Below are 20,568 nucleotides of genomic sequence, written 5' to 3'. Positions count from 1 at the left end.
GGGAAACCTCTACCCTCTTCCCGTCATCTTCGTCATCTTCAGCAGCCAGGCCGATGCTTCTTCGGTCAGTTGGTCGGGGTGCAGGCGCCATTGCCAGCTACGGCCACCCAGACCGGGAGTGTTCATGCGGTTGGTTTCGTCGAGGTTCAGCAGATCCTGTACGGGGATGATCGCCAGCCGCGCTACTGACTGCATCGTCAGGCGGCACACCTGATCGACGATTGTTTCGGCCGTAGCATCGAAGCCCAGATAGTCGCTGATGCGCTGACAGACAGCTTCGCTGCTTTCGTGGAACCAGCCCAAGGTTGTGTTATTGTCGTGTGTGCCGGAGTAGACCACGAAGTTTTCGGCGTGGTTGTGCGGGATATGCGATGAAGTAGGCAGGTCCTCCCCGAAGCCAAACTGCACCACCCGCATACCCGGAATTCCGTAGTGGCGCAGGTGCGGCTGCACGTCGGCGGTACGCGCACCGAGGTCTTCGGCGATGATGGGCAGGCTGACAAATTGCCGGTACATGGCGTGCATAAACGCTTCGATCGGCGCTTTGACCCATTCGCCAACCTTCGCGGTCGGTTCGCTCGCCGGAATTTCCCAGTACACAGCAAAGCCCAGAAAATGGTCGAGCCGGGTCAGGCTGTAGAGCGACATCTGGTGCCGCATCCGGCGCATCCACCACGTAAAGCCTGTCCGTTCGTGCTCGGCCCAGTCGTAGATCGGGTTACCCCACCGCTGGCCGTACTCGCTGAAATAGTCGGGGGGCGCACCAGCTACGTAAAGCGGTTGCAGATTCTCGTCCAGTTTAAACATCGTCGGGTTAGCCCACACGTCGGCACTGTTGAACTGCACATAAATCGGGATGTCGCCAATCAGGTGAATCTTACGGGAATAGCAGTAGTTGATCAGCTCATTCCACTGACCGAAGAAAAAGAACTGCTGAATCTTCACCAGTTCAATCTTGTCGCGCAGCAGTTCGGTGTACCGACTAATAGTGGCCGGGTCGCGCCGGACCAGCTCTTCGGGCCAGCGCAGCCAGAATGGTTCGCCGGTTTCTTCCTGCAGGGCCGTAAACAGCGCATAGTCATCAAGCCAGTCGGCCTGCCGCTGCGTAAATTGAACGAAGTCTGCCTGCCGGGCCAGCGATGCATCGCGCCGGAACGTTTCGGCTGCCTGCTCAAGCAACGGCCGTTTCTTGATCCAGGCCGCGTGCAGCGTCGACGGTGCCAGCACCAGCGGCCCCGCCAGCACGGCCGAATCGCCCGAGGCCGGCTCGGCTATGGTTACATCTTCCAGCGGTTTCTCGTTCAGCGTTGTCAGATCATCGTCGCTCAGCAACCCTTCCTCCGCCAGTTTCTCCAGGCTAATCATGAGTATGTTACCAGCAAACGCGGACGGGCTACTGTAAGGGGAAAAGCCAGCGCCCGGATCGACCGGGGTCAGCGGCAGAATCTGCCAGTAGGTCTGGCCCGACGCTTCCAGAAAATCGGCGAAGCGATAGGCTTCAGGTCCCAGATCGCCGACGCCGTGTGCCGATGGCAGCGATGTAATGTGAAGGAGTAATCCGCTTGAACGTTGCTGTAGCATGAAAAAACGATAACGTTGGTACTGATCGGCGCGCCCTGCCCTGAGCGCGACGCGGGTTCGTCGGTCCGGCGCATTTTGCGGGAATGACAAACTAACTTTTGTACAAATGCGCGCCGATTGGTTTTTGTTCTGGCTAGTTGGTAAAAACCTTACTGCCAATCGGATCGTCTTGCGCGATACGGGTAAAATGCAAAAACGGACCCTTTACTTTCCGCCGTTTATGATCTACTTTTGCAGTCCCAAACAATGGGCAACTTTTCAATCAGCAATACCACATACAGATGATTACGGAAACGGCAGTCAATACAGGTAAGATTACGCAGATAATCGGGCCGGTTGTGGACGTGAGTTTCGAAGGCGAAGGAACGCGTATCCCCGCTATCCTCGACGCCCTCAGTGTAACCAGAGCCAATGGTCAGAAAGTAATTCTGGAATGCCAGCAGCACCTGGGCGAAGACCGCGTCCGGACCATTGCCATGGATTCGACCGAAGGACTTTATCGCGGCATGGACGTAACGGACCTCGGCACGCAGATCACCATGCCTACGGGCGATGGCATCCGTGGCCGGCTGTTCAACGTTGTTGGCGAAGCCATCGACGGTATTCCCCAGCCTAAAAGTTCGGGTGGCCTGCCCATTCACCGGGAAGCCCCTAAATTCGAAGATCTGGCAACATCGACCGAAGTACTGTTTACCGGTATCAAAGTAATTGACCTGCTGGAACCTTACGCAAAAGGTGGTAAGATCGGCCTCTTCGGTGGTGCCGGTGTAGGCAAGACCGTACTGATTCAGGAGCTTATCAACAACATCGCGAAAGCATACGCCGGTCTGTCGGTATTTGCCGGTGTGGGTGAGCGTACCCGCGAAGGAAATGACCTGCTACGCGAAATGATCGAAGCTGGTATCATCAAATACGGCGAGAACTTCAAGCACTCGATGGAAGAAGGTGGCTGGGATCTCAGCCAGGTCGACCTCGACGAGATGACCAAGAGCCAGGCTACGTTCGTGTTCGGTCAGATGAACGAGCCACCGGGAGCCCGCGCACGGGTAGCCCTGTCGGGTCTGACGATCGCTGAGCACTTCCGCGATGGCGACGGCGAAGGTGCCGGTCGCGACATTCTGTTCTTTGTCGACAACATTTTCCGCTTCACGCAGGCAGGTTCGGAAGTATCGGCTCTGCTGGGCCGGATGCCGTCGGCCGTAGGTTACCAGCCTACGCTGGCTACCGAAATGGGTGTCATGCAGGAGCGCATCACCTCGACCAAGCGTGGTTCGATCACATCGGTACAGGCCGTTTACGTACCTGCCGATGACTTGACCGACCCTGCTCCGGCTACGACCTTTGCTCACCTTGACGCTACGACGGTATTGAGCCGGAAAATCGCCGAGCTGGGTATCTACCCTGCCGTTGACCCTCTCGACTCGACCTCGCGGATTCTGAGCGCCGAAGTACTGGGCGACGCGCACTACAACACGGCGCAGCGGGTGAAAGAGATTCTGCAACGCTACAAAGAATTGCAGGACATCATCGCCATTCTGGGTCTGGAAGAACTGTCGGAAGAAGATAAGCTGGTCGTAAGCCGTGCCCGCCGGGTGCAGCGCTTCCTGTCGCAGCCGTTCTTCGTAGCTGAGCAGTTCACCGGTCTGAAAGGCGTACTCGTTCCTATCGAAGATACCATTAAAGGCTTTAACGAAATCATCGACGGCAAGTATGACCACCTGCCGGAGTCTGCGTTCAACCTGGTCGGCACCATCGAAGATGCCATCGCCAAAGGTGAGCGCATCATGAAAGAAGCCGGGCAGTAGTTTTGCGGGTTTAAGGTTTATCGTTTGATGTTTAAGGTTTTCCGTCAGGCCAACATTGAACAGTAAACGATAAACCTTAAACCCACCTGATACTTCCCCGACTCATGTTCGTCTAATTCAGTGACTAATCAACCAATAGGTGTATGAAGACAATTGGATTATTCGGACTGCTGATCGGCTGTATCAGTTTTGGGTCCGTAAACGCGCAAATCGTGCCGGGTGTGTCTACACCGGGCGTGCCAGCTACCTCCAAACCGACGGTGATGGGTACCGTTCGTGACTCTGCCAGCGTATCGACAGCCACTTCGCAGTCGGCGACGAGTATGACAACGGACAGCACAGATGCCCAGCTCGATAAGTCGGTGACGGCGCTGGAGAGCGGCAACAAAGCAGCATCCACGCAGGCGCTACAGTCAGGCATTGCCGGGCTGGAAGCCAGTGCCAGCAAGACCTCGTTCAAAGACAAAATCATGGCGCAGGTCGGTAAGCTCAAAGCGATTTTGCCACTGATTGCTGGTGGTGGTATTGGAGCGGGCGGGCTGCGGTCTGCAATAGGCCTTGCCAAAATGGCGTCGAACGCTGGTAAGCTGGAAGGCATCATGTCGGCAGGTTCACTGCTTGGCAAGGCTGGCTCGATCACCAGTGGCCTGTCGGGTATCAGCGGTGGACTTTCCGCGCTGGGCGGTGGCGCTCAGTCGTCGGGGCAGTCGCTGATTACAACGGCACTGGGCAGCGTCGGCAAACTCGATCAGGGCGGTTTAGCTGCCAAAGCAGCCGAACCGGTTGTTAAAACTCAGGTCGGCAGCGTTCTCAATTTTGTAAAAGGGGCTTTGTAAGCCATATAGCCATGACGCTAGATATCATTACCCCCGACCGTAAGGTCTTTTCCGGTGAAGCAACGTCGATCACGTTTCCGGGCAGCGAAGGTCAGTTTCAGGTACTGAACGATCACGCTCCCCTTGTCAGCACGCTGGACCGTGGCCCCATCGTCGTTCAGTCGGCGTCGGGTCAGCAAACGTTCAACGTCGATGGTGGCGTCGTTGAAGTACTGCAAAACAACGTGCTGGTTTTGGCCGAAGCAATCGTTGCTTAACCAGCCTATTTACGCATAGTAAAAGGGGCGGTCCTGTTGGATCGCCCCCTTTTACTTTTTATCTGTCGTGGTGTTGCGTCTGGATGGCCAGCCCGACTTGACCCGACACTACTTATACAAGTGAAAAGGGAAAGCCTATGTAGGCTCTCCCTTTTCACTTGTAATTACAGATGCACCGGCTTTTATCAGACAGCTGCTTCTTCGGTGTATGCTTCCGTTGGAACGCAGGCACAGACGAGGTTCCGGTCACCGAAGGCCGAATCGATCCGGCTGACGCTCGGCCAGAACTTGCGGGCTCGGACGTACGGCAGCGGATAAACTGCTTTCTCGCGGCTGTATGACCGCTCCCAGTTGTCAGACAGTGCGACGGTCGCCGTGTGGGGCGCATGTTTCAGCACGTTGTCGGCTTTGTCGGCGGCACCCGTTTCGATTTCGCGAATCTCTTCCCGAATAGCGATCATGGCGTCGCAGAACCGGTCGAGTTCAGCTTTCGATTCCGATTCAGTTGGTTCGATCATCAACGTACCGGCCACGGGGAACGATACGGTTGGCGCGTGGAAACCGTAGTCCATCAATCGCTTGGCGATATCTTCGACTTCGACGCCAGCCGCTGCTTTAAACGGACGACACTCGATAATCATTTCGTGGGCTGCACGACCGTTCGCACCGCTGTACAGTGTATCGTAGTGCCCTTCGAGCCGGGCTTTGATGTAGTTGGCGTTCAGGATGGCCTGCTTCGTAGCGCGGGTCAATCCTTCACCGCCCATCATAGCGATGTACGCGTACGAAATTGTCAGGATGCTGGCCGAGCCGTAAGGAGCTGCCGATACGGCCGAGATAGCGTCGTTACCACCCGTTTTCACCACCGCATGACCCGGCAGGAACGGTACAAGTTGCTCAGCTACACCGATCGGTCCCATACCCGGACCACCACCGCCATGCGGAATACAGAACGTCTTGTGCAGATTCAGGTGACAAACGTCGGCACCGATAGCAGCGGGCGAGGTAAGGCCTACCTGCGCGTTCATGTTGGCACCGTCCATATACACCTGCCCGCCGTGCTGGTGGATGATGTCGCAGATTTCTTTGATACTTTCTTCAAACACCCCGTGCGTCGATGGGTAGGTCACCATCAGGCACGACAGGTCATTGCTGTACTGCTCGGCTTTCGCTTTCAGGTCGGCCACGTCGATGTTGCCGCGCTCATCGCACTTCACGATCACAACTTTCATACCCGCCATCACCGCACTGGCAGGGTTGGTGCCGTGCGCCGACTGCGGAATCAACGACACTGTGCGGTGATTGTCGCCCCGGCTTTCGTGATACGCCCGAATCACCATCAGCCCCGCATATTCGCCCTGCGCGCCAGAATTGGGTTGCAACGACATAGCCGCAAAACCGGTGATTTCACAAAGCCATTTGTTCAGGTCGGCAAACAGTTGCTGATAACCCGCCGTCTGGTCTTTCGGGGCGAAGGGGTGCAGCCTGCCGAATTCCGGCCACGTTACCGGGATCATCTCGGCGGTGGCGTTGAGTTTCATCGTGCAGCTACCCAGCGAAATCATCGAATGAACCAGCGACAAGTCTTTCTCTTCGAGTGATTTCAGATACCGCAGCATCTCGTGCTCGGTGTGGTGCGTGTTGAAGACGGGGTGCGTCAGGTACTCCGACGTGCGGACCAGCCGCTCCGGCCAGCTGATTTCCAGATCAGCCGCCAACGTATCGAGATCAGCTTTTACGCCAAACACGTTGAGCAATTCGGCTACATCAGCCAGCGTTTTGGCTTCATCAAACGAAATGCTGACGTGCTCGTCATCAATGTTGTAGCACAGGTTGAGCTGGGCCGCCCGCGCCGATTTACGCAGCGATTCAACGTCGTCTACCCGTACCGTGACTGTATCGAAATACGTTTCCGTCGTCAGGTTGAACCCACTACGTTGCAGGGCCGAAGCAAACAACTTGGTCAGGCCGTGTACGTGTTCGCCAATAGCGCGAAGCCGGGCCGGGCCGTGATAGACCGCATAACTACCCGCCATTACGGCCAGCAGCACCTGCGCGGTGCAAATATTCGACGTTGCCTTTTCGCGCCGGATGTGCTGTTCGCGGGTTTGCAGCGCCATCCGCAGAGCGGGCTTGCCCTGTGCATCCTGCGATACGCCGATGATTCGACCCGGAATCTGCCGCTTCAGCGCGTCGCGGGTGGCGAAGAAAGCCGCGTGTGGACCGCCAAAGCCCATCGGTACGCCAAAGCGCTGCGCCGAACCAACGACCACGTCGGCCCCCATTTCACCCGGAGGGGTTAGGAGCGTCAGCGACAGCAGATCAGCAGCAACGGCAACCGTGATACCCAATTCGTGCGCCGACGCGATCAGGTCGGTGTAGTCGAACACGGTACCATCGGTGGCGGGGTATTGCAGCAACATCCCGAATATGTCGCCCTTTGTCAGGTCGGCCCGCTGATGATCGCCAATCTGCACGGTTATGCCGATGGGTGTCGCGCGGGTTTTGATAACATCGATCGTTTGCGGGTGGCAACGCTCCGACACGAAAAAAGTCGTCGCGTTTTTCCGGCTGGTCGGGCGCGTCGCAAACAGCAGGTTCATGGCTTCGGCAGCCGCCGTTGCCTCATCGAGCAGGGAAGCATTGGCGAGGTCCATACCCGTCAGATCCGACACAACCGTCTGGAAATTCAGCAGCGCTTCGAGCCGTCCCTGTGCTATTTCAGCCTGATACGGCGTGTAAGCGGTGTACCAGGCTGGGTTTTCCAGGATATTGCGTAGAATGACGTTCGGCGTCAGGGTATCATAATACCCTGCTCCGATGTATGATTTGAAAATCTTGTTCTGGGATGCCAGTTTACGAAAATCAGCCAGAAACTGCGCTTCCGTTTTGGGAGCTGGCAGGTCGAGCGGAGCGTTCAGCCGAATCGCTGCCGGCACTGTCTGATCGATCAGTTCGTCGAGCGTGGCTACCCCTACTGCACGGAGCATATCGGCCTGAGCCGCGTCGGTTTGACCGTGATGTCGGTCTTCAAATACGTCTGTTGGAAGAAGATTTAGTTTCATGCCGGACTGGCCTTGGTTATCTATCTGTCAAAACTCAAAGGTACGGCAAAAGGTGCCATCACCGGGTTGTCAACCCCAAAAACACGCCGTACTTTCGCTTCGCTCGTTTCTGGTTTGATGTTTGAGGTTCAAGGTGAAAACCAGCTATGAATCAACAGTAAACGGTAGACCCTAACCCTTAAACCCTGAAAATGATCTGTCGAATCTGCGCCAGCGAAGCCAAGCCGCTGTTTCGGGCCACCATCCTGAGCAAATACGAGGTGGGCTATTACGAATGCCCTACCTGCCGGTTTGTGCAGACCGAAACACCGTACTGGCTCGATGAAGCGTACCAGAGCGCCTTTACCACGACCGATACGGGCACGCTTCGACGCGGACAGGTACTGGGTGACTCGGCGATTGCGCTGCTGTTTTTTCTATTCAATCGGCACGGGCGCTTCGTCGATTACGCGGGTGGTTACGGCGTACTGACCCGGTACATGCGCGATGCCGGTTTTGATTTTTTCACGACCGATCCATACGCGCCAAATTTGCTGGCAAAGGGGTTTGAGGCCGATACGCCAACCGACGCTGCGGGCCGGTACGAGCTGGCAACGGCGTTTGAGTGCTTCGAGCATTTCGTCAACCCCGCCGACGAGCTGCGGAAAATTCTGGCTTATTCAGACAACGTTTTTTTTACGACGCAGCCCTGTCCCGACCCGGCTCCTGCGCTCGATAAGTGGTGGTACTATGCTCCGCACCACGGGCAGCACGTGGCGCTGTACCGGCCCGAAACGCTGGCGTATCTGGGCAAGCAGGAAGGGTTGCATTACTACAACCTGCTCAATTACCACCTATACACCCGCAAACCGCTGCCCCCGCTGGTATTTCCGCTGCTGGTAGCCGCCGGTCGGTTTGGGCTGGCGTCAGTGCTGAGGCTGTTTCTGAAAAGCAAAACCGTATCAGACGCGACCCTGCTCGAACAGCGCACCCAGGCGGGCAGACTAACGGTTTAAGGTTCAACGTCATCGTCGACGTGAAACTTTAGACTTTAAACCACAAACTTTAAACACGCAGTCAATGCCCACCGCTCCCGTTCTTTTTCTGATCTTCAATCGGCCCGATACGACGCAGCAGGTGTTTGAGCGTATTCGGCAGGCCCGCCCCGCTCGTTTGTTCGTTGCCGCCGATGGCCCGCGCCCTACCCGACCGGGCGAAGCGGCTCTCTGCGAACAGACGCGGCAGATTGCGCGGCAGGTCGACTGGCCCTGTGAGGTAAAAACACTGTTTCGGGAAGAAAACCTGGGATGTAAGCGGGCCGTGTCGTCAGCCATCGACTGGTTTTTTTCGCAGGTCGATGCAGGTATTATTCTGGAAGATGACTGCCTGCCCGAGCCAACTTTTTTTTCATTCTGTACCGATCTGCTCGACCGCTACCGCGACGACGACCGGGTCATGCATATCAGCGGTATCACGTTTCAGGCACGGCGGGATGTGACGGCGGGGGCTTCGTACTATTTTTCGGGTTTCGCGTCGATCTGGGGCTGGGCAACCTGGCGCCGGGCGTGGCAACGCTATACTGTCGATCCGGCTGAAAACGCCCGGCACGTGTCGCTGACGGCGCCTTATTTCAATCAGCGATTGCGTTGGATATTGAATGAAGTAATCACCGGCCGGCTCGACACCTGGGATGTGCAGTGGCTGGTGGCCATTCGGCGGTACAATGGGCTATCAATTGTCCCGCGCATCAGTCAGGTCACAAACATCGGGTTTGGCCTGGGCGCAACCCACACGGTCCGCAAGCCGCGCTGGCTGGCCGATCTGTTTACGGAACCGCTCGAACAACCGCTCGTTCACCCGCCAACGGTCGCGATCAACACGGACGCCGACTGGTACGACGCGACCCATATTCACCGGCAACCGTGGTACATGCGCGTGCTGGAGTGGGGTTACTTCACACTGATGGGATTGGTAAAACGCTGATCGATGTCAGTCAGCAGCTGCCGTAACGCCTGCTTTACCCGATCGACATCCAGACTATCGACAGGCACCGGTGCTTCGGCTGCGACAGCCGGAGCCAGTTCAGGCAGACGATGCATCCAGTCGTCGAAGAAAGCCGGGTATACATGCCGTATCTGCGGGGCGATAGCCGCCGGGTATGGGTGCCACCGCACAATCGACTTACCCGCCGACAGCGACAGGCAGGGTGTACCGACCGCAGCCGCAATGTGGACAATGCCCGAATCATTGGCCAGTACCAGCTCGGCCTTGCGTACCGCGCCAATCAGTTCACCCTGCGACAACTTACCCACCAGCGACTGTACCGGTGTATCGGGCGGCAGGCTGGCTTGCAGTTGCTCGTACAAATACGATTCGCTGGCAGTTCCCGTCACCAGCATTGTTAGTTCCGGCCGTAGCTCATGCAAAAACGCCAGCACCTCGGCGAAGCGCGCCATTGGCCAGATTTTGTCCGGTGCCCCCGCCCCCGGCGACAGAATCATGAACCTGTCTGGCAAAGTCAATCGCCCGACCGATACCGCCGGTAGCTGCATAGGAAGTAGCGACAGCGATGTATCGAGCAGTCGACTGAATAGCTGCCGGTTACGCTCGGCTTCAAATACGACGGCCGTGTCGGTCGGCAGCAGACGGGTAAAGTACGTGTCGCCCCAGCGGGCTTCGGTTTCTGTTGTGTTAGTCAGATCGGTAACGCAGCCAATCCGGGCGGGGGCTCCGCAAACGCGTGTCATGAAATCGTCGAGCACCAGCACCCGGCTACGGGTAGGATTTATTGTTACAGCGAAGTCACGCTTTCGCAGCTCGCTGGCCGTCTGAAAACGGTACAGCGGTTGAGTTGAAAGCCGGTATATGTCGATCCAGACAAAGCTATTGAACAGATCAGCGTCGGCAAATTCGGCCATCTGCCGGAATGCGGTATTCCCCACCAGGCAAAACGTGTACGACTGGTAATCGGGATGCGTACGCAGGTAGCGGACGTAGGCCCGCAGCATCAGGTAATCGCCCAGCGCGTCGAATTTCAGAATCGCCAGTACCGACTCGTCTGACTTCTGCCGGCGTGTACTTAGGATAGCTATTGTGTCGACCAGCCACAGCACCGCATCGATAGCCAGCAGCACCGGCCGCAGCCAGGGCGACGTTTTCAACAGGCGTATCGATTCTTTCAGATTCATACCTACCGCTTTACCAGTTCAAACATGCCGCAGCCGAATGAGCAGCCGAAGCTATGACGGGCTGCTTCCGAGTGGCAATCCAGCCCGGCGCGTAGCGTGTTGCTGTCATCGATCAACCAGAAATTGGCAATGTCGTACTGTTTCTCGAATAGACTAACCAGATAGTCGACGCGGAACACCCGGTGCGCGTTGAAAACAATACCTTGCTGCGTACTGACGGGCGTTGAGAAGTAAAAACGGCCGCCGGGTTTCAGCACTCGGTAGATGTTATCCAGCGCTTTCAGGTGCCCGTTCACATCGAGCGGATCGCCGTAGCGGCCCAGCCCGAAGTGCTCGATTACGTGCAGCGAACTAATTGAGTCGGTGTACTCGATCAGCTCGTCGGGCAACTGCATAAAGTCGACCTGCCGGAATGTAACGTTTGAAATGGGCCGGTTCAGCGGGCGGATATCGAACAGTTCGATCGGTCGGAACGTGGCTACGTGGGCCACAAAACCGTCGATGCGCGACCCGATATCGACGTGCTGCGCGGGGTTGTTCTGAAAGATGCGCTGCGCCATCGTCAGGTCCTGATCGAAATAGTGGTGCGTCAGATTGCCGCTTTCTACGTAACGATCAGTCAGGACCGGATAATAGTCGATGACGGGAAAATCAGGTTGCTGCGGGGCCAGTTTTTTAATCTCCTGCCAGTCGCGCAGAAAGGCCGACGTACCCCGAACACCCCGCCCGGCTTCGCGCGCTTTTTGCGCCAGTAAACGTGTAATTTTGTCAATCATAAGTCAGGACTGACCCGAGTCAGTGTATACAATGATTACGTTTAGCCAGTTGGGTACGTTACCGTGGGGCCGTTTGGGCAATCAGCTGTTCTGCGTAGCCGCCACCATCGGTATTGCCCACCGCAACGGTCAGCCTTTTACGCTGCCCCCCTGGTCTTACAGCCGTTTTTTTGCCAATCCGCTCCCAACAGGTCAGGTTCCCGGCGCGCGCCCTTACGAGCAGCCCTCGTTTGCCTATCAACCCGTCGACCTGCCTACCGGCGACTGGGATTTGCGCGGATCGTTTCAGAGCGAACGCTTTTTCGCTGATGCAGCCGATCAAGTACGCCACTACTTTACCCCCGCCCCTGAGCTGTCGGCCGATCTGCAAACCCGCTACGGTGCTTTATTAGCGCAACAGCCAGTCAGTCTGCATGTCCGGCGGGGCGACTACGTTCGGCAGCGGGCCGCGTTTCCGCCCCAACCCCTCGCTTACTACCAGACAGCCATCCGTAAATTCCCGAACGACACCCGTTTTCTGGTTTTTTCGGACGACATCGCTTGGTGCCGCCACCAGTTTACGGGCGACCAATTCACGTTTGTTGAGGGCGAAAGCGACATTGCGGACCTATTTCTGATGTCGCTCTGCCGCCATCATATTCTGTCGAACAGCAGTTTTAGCTGGTGGGGCGCGTGGCTTAATCCGTCGCCCGACAAACTGGTTTACTGCCCCGCTTACTGGTTTGGTCCCGCTACCTCACCCCGCCCCCAGCACTACGCCCGCGACCTCTACGCAACCGGTTTTATCCCGCTCATGCCCGATGATGTCGACCCGCGCCGGAAAGCCATTACCTACGTCCTCGCCTATCCGGTTTACTCGCTATATATGAGCGCCCTGAAAATTGGCGTCAGGGTGTTCCGCCGGTTAGGGCTTTACCCCGCCCCGCCCCGCTGAAGGAGGGACTGGGATCATTTCAACAATTTATACAAGCTCACGATTAACTGATTGTGCCGCTGGTGCAGCCAGCGAATGGTACCCGACCGGGCGTACTGCCGCATCGTTTGCTCATCTTCGCGAAACTGCTCGACATACTGTTGCCCTCCCTTCGACTGCCCGTGAATCCGAAACGCCGATGTTGGCTCGCGGAGTACGGCGGGTGGGCTTTCCTGCGCCAGTCGGAGCCAGAAATCGTAGTCCATTGTGAAGTGGAGGCTTTCGTTCAGATACCCCACACGCTCGTGAACAGACCGTCGCCAGAACGTCGCGGGCTGACACACAGCATTCGTCAGCCCTAGATACGCGTGGTTCGACAGGTTCCGTAATAGCTTTTTGTACTGTCGGATCGGCTGCTGGATCAACTGCCCCGACTCATCGACGATCAGACAATCGGCAGTAAGCCAGTTGATGTCGGGATGCGCGGCAAAATAGTGCCCTACCGTCAGCAGCGCGTTCGGCAGAAAATAATCGTCGGAGTTGAGCCAGCAAACGATGTCGCCTGTGGCCCGGTGCAGGCCTTTGTTGATGGCATCGGTTTGGCCCCGGTCGGGTTCTGAAATCAGCGTCAGCCGCGACATGTAGGGTTCCAATACGGCCAGCGTATCGTCGGTCGAACCGCCGTCCATTACGATGTATTCCAGCCCCGGATAGTTCTGCGACAGCACTGATTCAACCGTCTGCCCGATGAATTGCCCCTGATTGTACGACGGCGTGATAACCGTGATCGTCGGTAATCTCATGGCGAAACAGATTCGGGCGCGGTTGGCTGTTCGGGCGTCGGTTGCGGTTGCTGTGCCTTCAGCCGTTCGAGGTCCTGCCGCATATAGGCCATCTCGTGGGTCATGTCTTTAATCTGATTCTGTAGCTTCGATATGACGACCGACAGGTGAACCAGGAACACCAGCATGGCCGACAGAGCCCCCAGAAAAATCAGCGATGGTGGGTAAAACACGCCCAGGAGGGCCGACACCTGTTCCAACCCCTGCCGCCAGACCGAAAACACGATCAGGACTACCGTACTTAGAATCCAGATGATTGAGTATTCCTCGCGCAGCTTGCCCCGGATAATCAGCCGGAAAATCGTCAGCATAAACAGCAGCGCGCCTGTGATGCTGATGATCTGTATGGTAAGCGGAATCGTTTCCATATCAGGCAGATAGGGGCGTCAGGGCCTTGCGACCCCGCAGCCGGATGTAGACAAACAGAATACCGAGCGTCACCTTGAGCATGTAGTAAAAGGCACGCCCGGTGTTGATCGACGAGACACCCCCCTGCCGCTCACGCATCTGCACAGGCACTTCCCGGATACGCAGATGATGCAAGCCAAATTGTACGATCGCTTCGGGTTCGGGGTATTCGTCGGGATAGTACCGGTCGACGATGGCGAGCGTCCGGCGGTTAAACGCCCGAAACCCCGACGTGCTGTCGTGAATCGTTTGCCCGATCAGCCAGCGGTTCAGCCGCCGAAAGTAGTTGATCCCGATGCGCCGGGCGGCTGTCGACTGAAAGCCCGTTCGTTCCAGAAACCGCGACCCGATCACCACGTCGGCCTCTTTTGCCAGCAGCGGAGCCAGCAGTTTGGGAAGTTCACCGGCCGGGTGCTGCCCGTCGCCATCCATTTGCACGGCCATGTCGTAGCCGTGCCGGTAGGCGTAGCGGTAGCCCGCCTGCATGGCCCCGCCGATACCCAGATTAACCGGCAGGTTCAGGTACTGACAGCCAGACAGTGTCTGCAACTGTGCCAGCGTACCGTCCGTCGAGCAATCGTTGACGACCAGCGCGTCGAGCCACAAACCCGACGTCTGCCGCGCCCGCTCGACCTCGTTCACGACCGACACAATGGAGGCTTCCTCGTTGTAGCAGGGAATCACGATCAGAATGCGCGGGGCGTTGGCAGTACTCATTCGTCGGTCCGCTCGTAAATCTTCACCGAGCCCATGTTGCTGATGAGTTTGGCGCAGCGCACTTCTACGGGCTGCGGCTCCCGATCGAAGATCAGGTATTTCACCTTTAGTTCTTTGAAACGTGGAGAGCAGGGGTCCATCCCAACGGTGTAGGCATCTTCGAAGCTTTGCTGGATAATCACACTGTCGCGCCCGTCGATGTAAGTCTGGTACACGGTATGGGCGTAGCGGTTGTAGGCCGAGTCACGTTTGGCAACCGGGTCGAGCACGTGCATGATGTTACGGGCGGGCAGCGTTTTTACCCCCGACAGCAGTTTTACCCCCGTCGCCGTTACCAGATACGAGATATACTGACTGCCGAACACCACCCACCGTTTACCGGGATCTTTCTTGTCGATCTCCTGCACGGTCTTGTAAATGTTGTGCTGCATGATCGGAGCCAGCCCCACCGCAACGGGGTTGAATTTCAGGTTCGGCAGCAGGTACAGCACTACCGCCCCGGCAAACAGCGCAGTCCTGTATTTTACCTGCACATTGATGAGCAGCAGTACGTTGAGGAACGTAAAAAACAGCACCGGCAGAAACAGCTGATACGAGCGAAACAGCCCTTCGGTATCGTTTAGGTTGACATAGGCCGTATAGACAACGAAGCCCAGCGCCCCGGCAATCGCCAGTGCTTTCGCGCCAGCGCCCGTAACGAGCTGATGCCGGGTCAGGTACGCCAGGTACAGAATCGTCAGGATAACGCCCGAAACCCCCAGCGGCACCTGTGTCCGGCGGGTGGGGCTCATGCTCATCAGCGTTCCCTCAGCGAGCCACTTCGGCCAGCCGTATTCGATCCAGACCAGTTGCGCCAGAATCCAGAGCGCCAGTAGAGCCAGCATCCAGTCGACCCGGCGTTTGGCAACGAAATAGATTAGCAGACTGGCGGCAATGACCGGTGTGAAGGTCAGGTAGTGCGAGAGTTCGCAGATGTTCAGCCAGCTTTTGGGGTAGCGCTGGGGCGTAATCAGCCACGAATAATATTCCGAAAACCAGTTGGCGATGAAGCCCGTGCCGCCCGACTCCGACCGCCGACCCGGATACACCGTGTTGACCATCGCTTCGACTGTTGGTTTCAGATCGCGGTACGAGGTGTAGAACGCAACGCCTACCAGCACCAGCGCCCCCGCCCCAATGCCGATCGCGGTCCACTGATCGCTGTCGAACCGAAACTGATCTTTGTGCCGCAGGCAGTAGGCGATGAATAAGATCAGGAATGTGTAGCCCAGCGGTACCTGAAACGGTGGGTACACCAGCACCAGCGCGCTGAAGAGCGTCCAGCCGAAGAGCAGCCCCCACCCGATTTTTCCCAGCAGCGAGTGCTTGCCAAACAGGATGTATATACCGCTAACGAACAGTAGCGAAAACAAACCCACCGCCATATCACAGCCGCCGTTCCACATCTGCGACGCCGACGACAACCACAGCCACACGCTACCGAATACCGACAACAAGAAGTTATTGCCCGTCAGCAGCATGAACAGCAGAAACGGCAGCAGCAACACAGCGAAGTAATTGAAGTTTGACTGCCAGGCAATGGCCTGCTCCGGCCCCAGAAAGAAGTGGCCCCACAGCAGCGGTTTGAAAATCATCAGCGGATGATAGGCTGGTGCCCCCAGCAGCGCAATCTTCTCGCCCCCCAGCGACTCATTCGCGACCGGGTAGCCCTGGTTGGCATTTGATAACGTGTTGGGCACCCAGACCGCGTATTCGTCCATCCGGATGGCTTGTGGTGTGCCGCTCATAATGCCCCGTTTGGGGTCTGATCCGTCGGGGATCAACTGATTCCACATAGCCACCGACAGCGTATGAATTTTCAGCAGCGAGAGCAGAATAAACAAGCCCGTTACGATACCCATGTACCACTTGGTCCGGCGATCGAAGCGGATCAGTTGAAAGCCGGTTTCCGGCTGATCGGGCACGAACGGAGGAGCCACGGGCGTGGCTGGGCTGGTTGCCACAGCTGACGGTGTCGCTCTACCCGCATCCGGCGCGGCTACGGGCCTGCTTATCGGCGGGGCGATACGCTTCTTGTTTGATTTAGACATAGAACGAGAGAGAGTTGGCCCTTATCAGGCGATCAAGTGGGCTACGGACGGCACGTATTGTCAAAAATAAGTTGATCGGTAGTCTCCTGCAAACCCGGTCGGTTAGTACGCCGAACGGGGCAGCAAGTCGCTGGCTGGCAGGAGACAAAAACCGGGCCGGATTTTTGCCCTATACCCGTTCGGCGCGGGTGTCGACAGTTACCTGCCAACGGGCTTTTCTGCGTAATTTGCCGCCTTCACCGCGTACCATGACGCATCTACTGAAACGTTTTTTACCCCTCGGGCTGGGTATACTTTTACTGATTTATGCGCTGCGTAATGTGTCGTTCAGCGCCATCGGTGAACAGTTTCAACGGGCCGATTATCGCTGGATACTGCTTACCGGCTTGCTAACGGCTTGTACCTTCCTGCTGCGGGGGATGCGCTCCCGGCAACCCCTGCTGGCACTGGGCTACAAACCCACTACGTTTCGCGTGACAATAGCGTTGCTGGCCGGGACGATGGCGGGCATGATTATTCCGGGGTCGGGCGAGCTGACGCGCTGCGCCACCCTGCAACGTACCGACGGCGTATCGTTTTCGCAGGCGGTGGGCGCTGTACTGGCCGAACGGGTGCTCGATTTTTTCGTCCTGTTGGGCGTCGTTTCGCTCACGTTCGTGTTGGAGTTTGCGCGCCTGCAACGTTACTTCGGTGGGTACGCGCTTCGGCTGCCTACCACAACCGGGTGGTGGCTGCTGGCGGGTGGTTTGCTACTGGCTGGTTTACTGCTCTGGTCGGTCCGGCTGATTGATTTTACTCATCCCCGCTGGCAACACCCTGTCGCGCAGCGTATCATCACCTTTAGTCGGGGTCTACAGACGGGGCTGCTTTCCCTGCGAAAACTCCCACAGCCGGGCCTGTTCATTCTGCTGACCATCCTGAATCAGGCAATGGCCTGGCTGATGACTTATTCGCTCATGATGGCCCTGCCAACGACCCGCGCCCTGCCCCTACTATCGGTACTGACCATTGAAACCGTAGCCCTGCTGGGTGGGGTACTGGTTCCGACACAGGGCGGTATCGGTACGTATCACCTGCTGGTCGGGCGGGTGCTGATGCTGTACGGATTGCCGATGACGCAGGCGACGGTGCTGGCGACTTTTTTACATGCGGTAGGGTTTTTCCTCAACCTGATTATTAGTGGTATCGGGTTTCTGATTGCGTCGTTTTCGCTGGGGAAGGCGCCGGTACGCGAAGCGACATCTACCGGCAGACCCGCCTGATTCTTGGCTTATATGGACCAATAAGTAGACATATTTACATTTTCGACAACAAAAAGCGTCGTTAGGTATTCGTTTTGCATGGAAGCAGTTCTTAGTCAAGATGCTATCCGACGATGCGAATTCTTCTACTGCTTGTTAGCTGCTTATCAATAGTAGCCCATACACCCGTCTGGGCCGATGCGGGCCTGCTTCAAACCTACGCCGTCACCAACGTCGACGCGTCGGGGAATACCTCCCGGGCAGGGGGTGCTAACCCGGATGGTGCGCCAGCCTTTCAAGGAGCGGACCTGGGTACGGCAAACACATCAATATACCTGAACGGCGGAGAGATCAGAACTTTCAGGAATAACGGCGACAGCACGACATCAGCGCATATGTTTTACCGACTGTATCCGCAGAATATAACCCCGGGCGATTTCATTCAGATTGATCTGCCGCTCGTCAGTACCAGTCAGGATGGGAGTCAGCGATGGAGCCGGACGGATGCCGGGATCAACATTGCTAATGGCCTTGGTCCCGGTACCTACACGCTGGAAGTCTATTGGCGTATCGATGGCACATTTCTATTTTCTTTTGACAGCAATGGCGGTAACAACTACAAGGCCACATATACTGTAACGCGATCGACACTCCCCGTTTCGCTGATTGATTTTTCGGTGAAAACAGTCCAGAAACAGGTGTTTGCCAACTGGTCGACGGCCAGCGAGCGCAACAACGCCCGTTTCGATCTGGAGCGCAGCAGCGATGCCCGCACGTTTGAGTCCATCGCCCGGCTCGACGGACACGGCACGACTACCACCCGGCAAACATACAGTGCCGTTGATGAATCACCCCGGCTCGGCATCAACTACTACCGGCTCCGGCAAACCGACTCCGACGGCAAATTCAGTTTTTCACCCCTGCGCAGCGCCATCCTGCGAACCAACGGCGAGATCGTATTGGCGGGATTGCCAGCCAACGATGTACTCAGCATTGACGGACTGGAAGATGCCTCGCAGGTCGATATCAGCACCACACAGGGCAGATCTGTATACCAGCAAAAAAGCAACGGGAGCCAGACACAAGTCGACGTGCGCACCTGGCCCAGCGGCTTGTACTTGTTACGCGTCGCCGATCAGTTGGGCGTTCAGGTGCAGCGCGTCGTAGTGCAGCACTAACTTATCGGATAGCCGATCCGCCAGTGGTCATCAACACGGCGTTGATGCCGTGTACATAGCCGTTGTTTTGCTTCTGGTCAGATTCAATAATACTTGCCTTGTTACCCGCCTGGTCAGTGATTGTCAGTTGCCCGTCGGCATTCGAGGCAATCGTTAGCGACTCACCAGCCACTGTTTTCAGCGTAGCGGTGCCACCCGATTTTAGCTTCTTCCGCAGATCGTCGTCACTGAGCGCCCCCTTGACCAGATGGTAATTGAGCAGCTGAGTCAGCGCCTGCCGGTTGCGGCCTTCCAGCAGCCCTGTCTGCACAGCCGCCGGTAGTTTCTTGAACGCGTCGTTGGTGGGGGCAAACAGCGTGTACGACTTCGAACCCCGTAGCGTCTCAAACAGCCCGACCGCTTGCAGGGCGTTTTGCAGGGTCGTGTAGTTTGGCGACGACGCAATGAAATCGTGGATACTGGTATTGCGTTCGGTACTGCCAGCTGTCACAGCGGGAGAAGGCGCGGTACGGGCTTTTTGAATAGCCGAACCCGTTGCCGACCCAGTACCTGTCCCTTTACTCACTGGTTTTCGCTTCCGTGAAGAACCCGATGTGGTAGCAGGCGCGGCCGGATTACTGCCAACACCCGTCGGGGCATTCGTTACGTTGTTGCTGTTGTAATTGGTGGTGTTGCTGCTGTTGACTGTGGTTCCGTTGTCGGATGAACTCTGCCGATACGCGCCACTCTGCGCGGCTGTTGCCGAGCGGGGCGTGGTCTGTGCGTAGACCGGACTAGTCAGCGCAGCACCGATTGCCACCTGCCAGAGTATGTTTCGGGCTGTCATAAATCAATCTGGATTAAACCGTTCAACCCTATAACGGTTTCGGCCGTCGTTGGTCTTTTTGTTCGGCCCGGAATGAGCGTACAGGCCAATTCGGCAAGCAGCGACGTCAGGCCGGGGCTGCACCGCTCGGTTACCCTGCCAGCGACGACACCAGTTTATACGTCGACTATCAGTCAGTGCGTGGTAACAGGTCAGCAGTTGATGAGTAATCATCGACATAGCGGGTGCTTTTTATCGGGCCAACTGACATCGATTTATGAACGCACTATTTCTTGTGGTAGCCGCTGGTTTGCTAACCAAAGCACTGGCCCAATCGCCCGTTGTTCCGTCGCCGGATGTGCAGATTAAAACGGCTGTTCTGGCGGCACCTGACGACAAACGGGCGGGGGCAACGGTGTACGGTTACTCAGCCGCCAACGAATTTATTGTACTACGCAAAGGCACAAACGAACTGGTCTGCCTGACCGACGATCCGGCACAGAAAGGGCTCAGCGTATCGTGTTACCACAAAGATCTCGACCCATTTATGGAGCGCGGGCGGGTGCTGAAAAAGGAAGGAAAGAAGCCCGCCGAAATCCTGACCATCCGCGAGCAGGAAGTCAAAGCCAGAAAGCTAATGATGCCGTCGCACCCATCAACATTGTATGCGTACACGGCCAAAGCGGAAGATTTTACACCCGAAACCGGCGACGTGAAAAACGGGTACCTGCGCTATGTCGTGTATATACCCTATGCAACAGCTGAAAGTACGGGCTTACCGCTAAAACCCGAAGCCCCCGGTATGCCCTGGATCATGGACCCCGGCACTCACCGCGCTCACATCATGATTAACCCGCCCCAGTCAGCAACGGCGTCGCACTGATACA

Annotated in this window: 18 protein-coding genes; 9 read left to right on the top strand and 9 right to left on the bottom strand. The window is 56.8% G+C overall.

Features of this window, described 5'->3' with window-relative positions:
* Window positions 1–9: 9 nt before the first annotated feature.
* On the bottom strand, window positions 10–1,581 hold the full coding sequence (malQ, locus tag HH216_RS09810; protein ID WP_169550657.1) for a 4-alpha-glucanotransferase: 1,572 nt from the start codon (window positions 1,579–1,581) through the stop codon (window positions 10–12).
* 281 nt (window positions 1,582–1,862) lie between these two features.
* On the opposite strand from malQ, the gene atpD reads away from it, so the two are divergent.
* The 3 genes from atpD (at window position 1,863) to atpC (ending at window position 4,479) form a co-directional block, all read left to right on the top strand.
* Complete coding sequence (gene atpD, locus HH216_RS09805) at window positions 1,863–3,386, top strand: F0F1 ATP synthase subunit beta (protein ID WP_169550656.1); 1,524 nt, start codon at window positions 1,863–1,865, stop codon at window positions 3,384–3,386.
* A 143-nt stretch (window positions 3,387–3,529) separates the two neighbouring features.
* Window positions 3,530–4,222, top strand: a complete 693-nt coding sequence (locus HH216_RS09800) for a hypothetical protein (protein ID WP_254448762.1) — start codon at window positions 3,530–3,532, stop codon at window positions 4,220–4,222.
* Window positions 4,223–4,233: 11 nt separating this feature from the next.
* Window positions 4,234–4,479: an ATP synthase F1 subunit epsilon gene (gene atpC / locus HH216_RS09795; protein ID WP_169550655.1), complete on the top strand. Its 246-nt coding sequence runs from the start codon at window positions 4,234–4,236 to the stop codon at window positions 4,477–4,479.
* A 185-nt stretch (window positions 4,480–4,664) separates the two neighbouring features.
* Here atpC and gcvP read toward each other — a convergent pair whose 3' ends face one another.
* Window positions 4,665–7,544 (bottom strand): aminomethyl-transferring glycine dehydrogenase, encoded by a 2,880-nt coding sequence (gcvP, locus tag HH216_RS09790; RefSeq protein ID WP_169550654.1) that lies wholly within the window; start codon window positions 7,542–7,544, stop codon window positions 4,665–4,667.
* A gap of 191 nt (window positions 7,545–7,735) precedes the next feature.
* Between gcvP and HH216_RS09785 the strand changes: the two genes are divergently transcribed.
* Both HH216_RS09785 and HH216_RS09780 read left to right on the top strand, forming a co-directional pair.
* Window positions 7,736–8,539, top strand: a complete 804-nt coding sequence (locus HH216_RS09785; RefSeq protein WP_169550653.1) for a class I SAM-dependent methyltransferase — start codon at window positions 7,736–7,738, stop codon at window positions 8,537–8,539.
* Window positions 8,540–8,603: 64 nt separating this feature from the next.
* Complete coding sequence (locus tag HH216_RS09780) at window positions 8,604–9,506, top strand: hypothetical protein (RefSeq protein ID WP_169550652.1); 903 nt, start codon at window positions 8,604–8,606, stop codon at window positions 9,504–9,506.
* On the opposite strand, the gene HH216_RS09775 is transcribed toward HH216_RS09780, so the two are convergent.
* Together HH216_RS09775 and HH216_RS09770 are read right to left on the bottom strand one after the other, a co-directional pair.
* Window positions 9,473–10,711, bottom strand: coding sequence for a glycosyltransferase family 9 protein (locus tag HH216_RS09775; protein ID WP_169550651.1), 1,239 nt, complete (start codon window positions 10,709–10,711; stop codon window positions 9,473–9,475). The two genes, HH216_RS09780 and HH216_RS09775, sit on opposite strands and share 34 nt — an antisense overlap.
* A 2-nt stretch (window positions 10,712–10,713) precedes the next feature.
* Window positions 10,714–11,487 carry a DUF268 domain-containing protein gene (locus tag HH216_RS09770; RefSeq protein WP_169550650.1) on the bottom strand — a complete coding sequence of 258 codons (774 nt, stop codon included), beginning with the start codon at window positions 11,485–11,487 and terminating at the stop codon, window positions 10,714–10,716.
* A 31-nt stretch (window positions 11,488–11,518) separates the two neighbouring features.
* Between HH216_RS09770 and HH216_RS09765 the strand changes: the two genes are divergently transcribed.
* Window positions 11,519–12,421, top strand: coding sequence for an alpha-1,2-fucosyltransferase (locus HH216_RS09765; protein WP_169550649.1), 903 nt, complete (start codon window positions 11,519–11,521; stop codon window positions 12,419–12,421).
* A gap of 14 nt (window positions 12,422–12,435) precedes the next feature.
* Here the strand turns inward: HH216_RS09765 and HH216_RS09760 are convergent, their stop codons facing one another.
* From HH216_RS09760 to HH216_RS09745, 4 genes are read right to left on the bottom strand one after another with little or no spacing between them, the layout of a single operon-like run.
* On the bottom strand, window positions 12,436–13,203 hold the full coding sequence (locus tag HH216_RS09760; RefSeq protein WP_169550648.1) for a glycosyltransferase family 2 protein: 768 nt from the start codon (window positions 13,201–13,203) through the stop codon (window positions 12,436–12,438).
* On the bottom strand, window positions 13,200–13,610 hold the full coding sequence (locus HH216_RS09755; protein WP_169550647.1) for a DUF2304 domain-containing protein: 411 nt from the start codon (window positions 13,608–13,610) through the stop codon (window positions 13,200–13,202). The genes HH216_RS09760 and HH216_RS09755 overlap by 4 nt, the downstream gene beginning before the upstream one ends.
* Window position 13,611: 1 nt before the next feature.
* Window positions 13,612–14,367 (bottom strand): glycosyltransferase family 2 protein, encoded by a 756-nt coding sequence (locus tag HH216_RS09750; protein ID WP_169550646.1) that lies wholly within the window; start codon window positions 14,365–14,367, stop codon window positions 13,612–13,614.
* On the bottom strand, window positions 14,364–16,457 hold the full coding sequence (locus HH216_RS09745; protein WP_169550645.1) for a DUF7657 domain-containing protein: 2,094 nt from the start codon (window positions 16,455–16,457) through the stop codon (window positions 14,364–14,366). The genes HH216_RS09750 and HH216_RS09745 overlap by 4 nt, the downstream gene beginning before the upstream one ends.
* Before the next feature lie 248 nt (window positions 16,458–16,705).
* Here HH216_RS09745 and HH216_RS09740 point away from each other — a divergent pair, with 248 nt between their 5' ends.
* Window positions 16,706–17,719, top strand: a complete 1,014-nt coding sequence (locus HH216_RS09740; protein ID WP_169550644.1) for a lysylphosphatidylglycerol synthase transmembrane domain-containing protein — start codon at window positions 16,706–16,708, stop codon at window positions 17,717–17,719.
* 113 nt (window positions 17,720–17,832) lie between these two features.
* Window positions 17,833–18,876 carry a T9SS type A sorting domain-containing protein gene (locus HH216_RS09735; RefSeq protein ID WP_169550643.1) on the top strand — a complete coding sequence of 348 codons (1,044 nt, stop codon included), beginning with the start codon at window positions 17,833–17,835 and terminating at the stop codon, window positions 18,874–18,876.
* Window position 18,877: 1 nt separating this feature from the next.
* On the opposite strand, the gene HH216_RS09730 is transcribed toward HH216_RS09735, so the two are convergent.
* Window positions 18,878–19,702, bottom strand: a complete 825-nt coding sequence (locus tag HH216_RS09730) for a fasciclin domain-containing protein (protein WP_169550642.1) — start codon at window positions 19,700–19,702, stop codon at window positions 18,878–18,880.
* Window positions 19,703–19,958: 256 nt separating this feature from the next.
* Here HH216_RS09730 and HH216_RS09725 point away from each other — a divergent pair, with 256 nt between their 5' ends.
* Entirely contained in the window at window positions 19,959–20,564 is a 606-nt protein-coding gene (locus HH216_RS09725) for a hypothetical protein (RefSeq protein ID WP_169550641.1), read from the top strand.
* Window positions 20,565–20,568: the final 4 nt, after the last annotated feature.

It is taken from the genome of Spirosoma rhododendri, from assembly GCF_012849055.1.
Taxonomy (GTDB): domain Bacteria; phylum Bacteroidota; class Bacteroidia; order Cytophagales; family Spirosomataceae; genus Spirosoma; species Spirosoma rhododendri.
Note: the sequence above shows the minus strand (reverse complement) of the source record. Positions and strands in the feature narration are given on the sequence as shown.

Bases quoted from the DNA above. Each gene is read 5' to 3' on its own strand.
- malQ (WP_169550657.1), bottom strand. From the start codon at position 1,581: ATGCTACAGCAACGTTCAAGCGGATTACTCCTTCACATTACATCGCTG.
- atpD (WP_169550656.1), top strand. From the start codon at position 1,863: ATGATTACGGAAACGGCAGTCAATACAGGTAAGATTACGCAGATAATC.
- HH216_RS09800 (WP_254448762.1), top strand. From the start codon at position 3,530: ATGAAGACAATTGGATTATTCGGACTGCTGATCGGCTGTATCAGTTTT.
- atpC (WP_169550655.1), top strand. From the start codon at position 4,234: ATGACGCTAGATATCATTACCCCCGACCGTAAGGTCTTTTCCGGTGAA.
- gcvP (WP_169550654.1), bottom strand. From the start codon at position 7,544: ATGAAACTAAATCTTCTTCCAACAGACGTATTTGAAGACCGACATCAC.
- HH216_RS09785 (WP_169550653.1), top strand. From the start codon at position 7,736: ATGATCTGTCGAATCTGCGCCAGCGAAGCCAAGCCGCTGTTTCGGGCC.
- HH216_RS09780 (WP_169550652.1), top strand. From the start codon at position 8,604: ATGCCCACCGCTCCCGTTCTTTTTCTGATCTTCAATCGGCCCGATACG.
- HH216_RS09775 (WP_169550651.1), bottom strand. From the start codon at position 10,711: ATGAATCTGAAAGAATCGATACGCCTGTTGAAAACGTCGCCCTGGCTG.
- HH216_RS09770 (WP_169550650.1), bottom strand. From the start codon at position 11,487: ATGATTGACAAAATTACACGTTTACTGGCGCAAAAAGCGCGCGAAGCC.
- HH216_RS09765 (WP_169550649.1), top strand. From the start codon at position 11,519: ATGATTACGTTTAGCCAGTTGGGTACGTTACCGTGGGGCCGTTTGGGC.
- HH216_RS09760 (WP_169550648.1), bottom strand. From the start codon at position 13,203: ATGAGATTACCGACGATCACGGTTATCACGCCGTCGTACAATCAGGGG.
- HH216_RS09755 (WP_169550647.1), bottom strand. From the start codon at position 13,610: ATGGAAACGATTCCGCTTACCATACAGATCATCAGCATCACAGGCGCG.
- HH216_RS09750 (WP_169550646.1), bottom strand. From the start codon at position 14,367: ATGAGTACTGCCAACGCCCCGCGCATTCTGATCGTGATTCCCTGCTAC.
- HH216_RS09745 (WP_169550645.1), bottom strand. From the start codon at position 16,457: ATGTCTAAATCAAACAAGAAGCGTATCGCCCCGCCGATAAGCAGGCCC.
- HH216_RS09740 (WP_169550644.1), top strand. From the start codon at position 16,706: ATGACGCATCTACTGAAACGTTTTTTACCCCTCGGGCTGGGTATACTT.
- HH216_RS09735 (WP_169550643.1), top strand. From the start codon at position 17,833: ATGCGAATTCTTCTACTGCTTGTTAGCTGCTTATCAATAGTAGCCCAT.
- HH216_RS09730 (WP_169550642.1), bottom strand. From the start codon at position 19,702: ATGACAGCCCGAAACATACTCTGGCAGGTGGCAATCGGTGCTGCGCTG.
- HH216_RS09725 (WP_169550641.1), top strand. From the start codon at position 19,959: ATGAACGCACTATTTCTTGTGGTAGCCGCTGGTTTGCTAACCAAAGCA.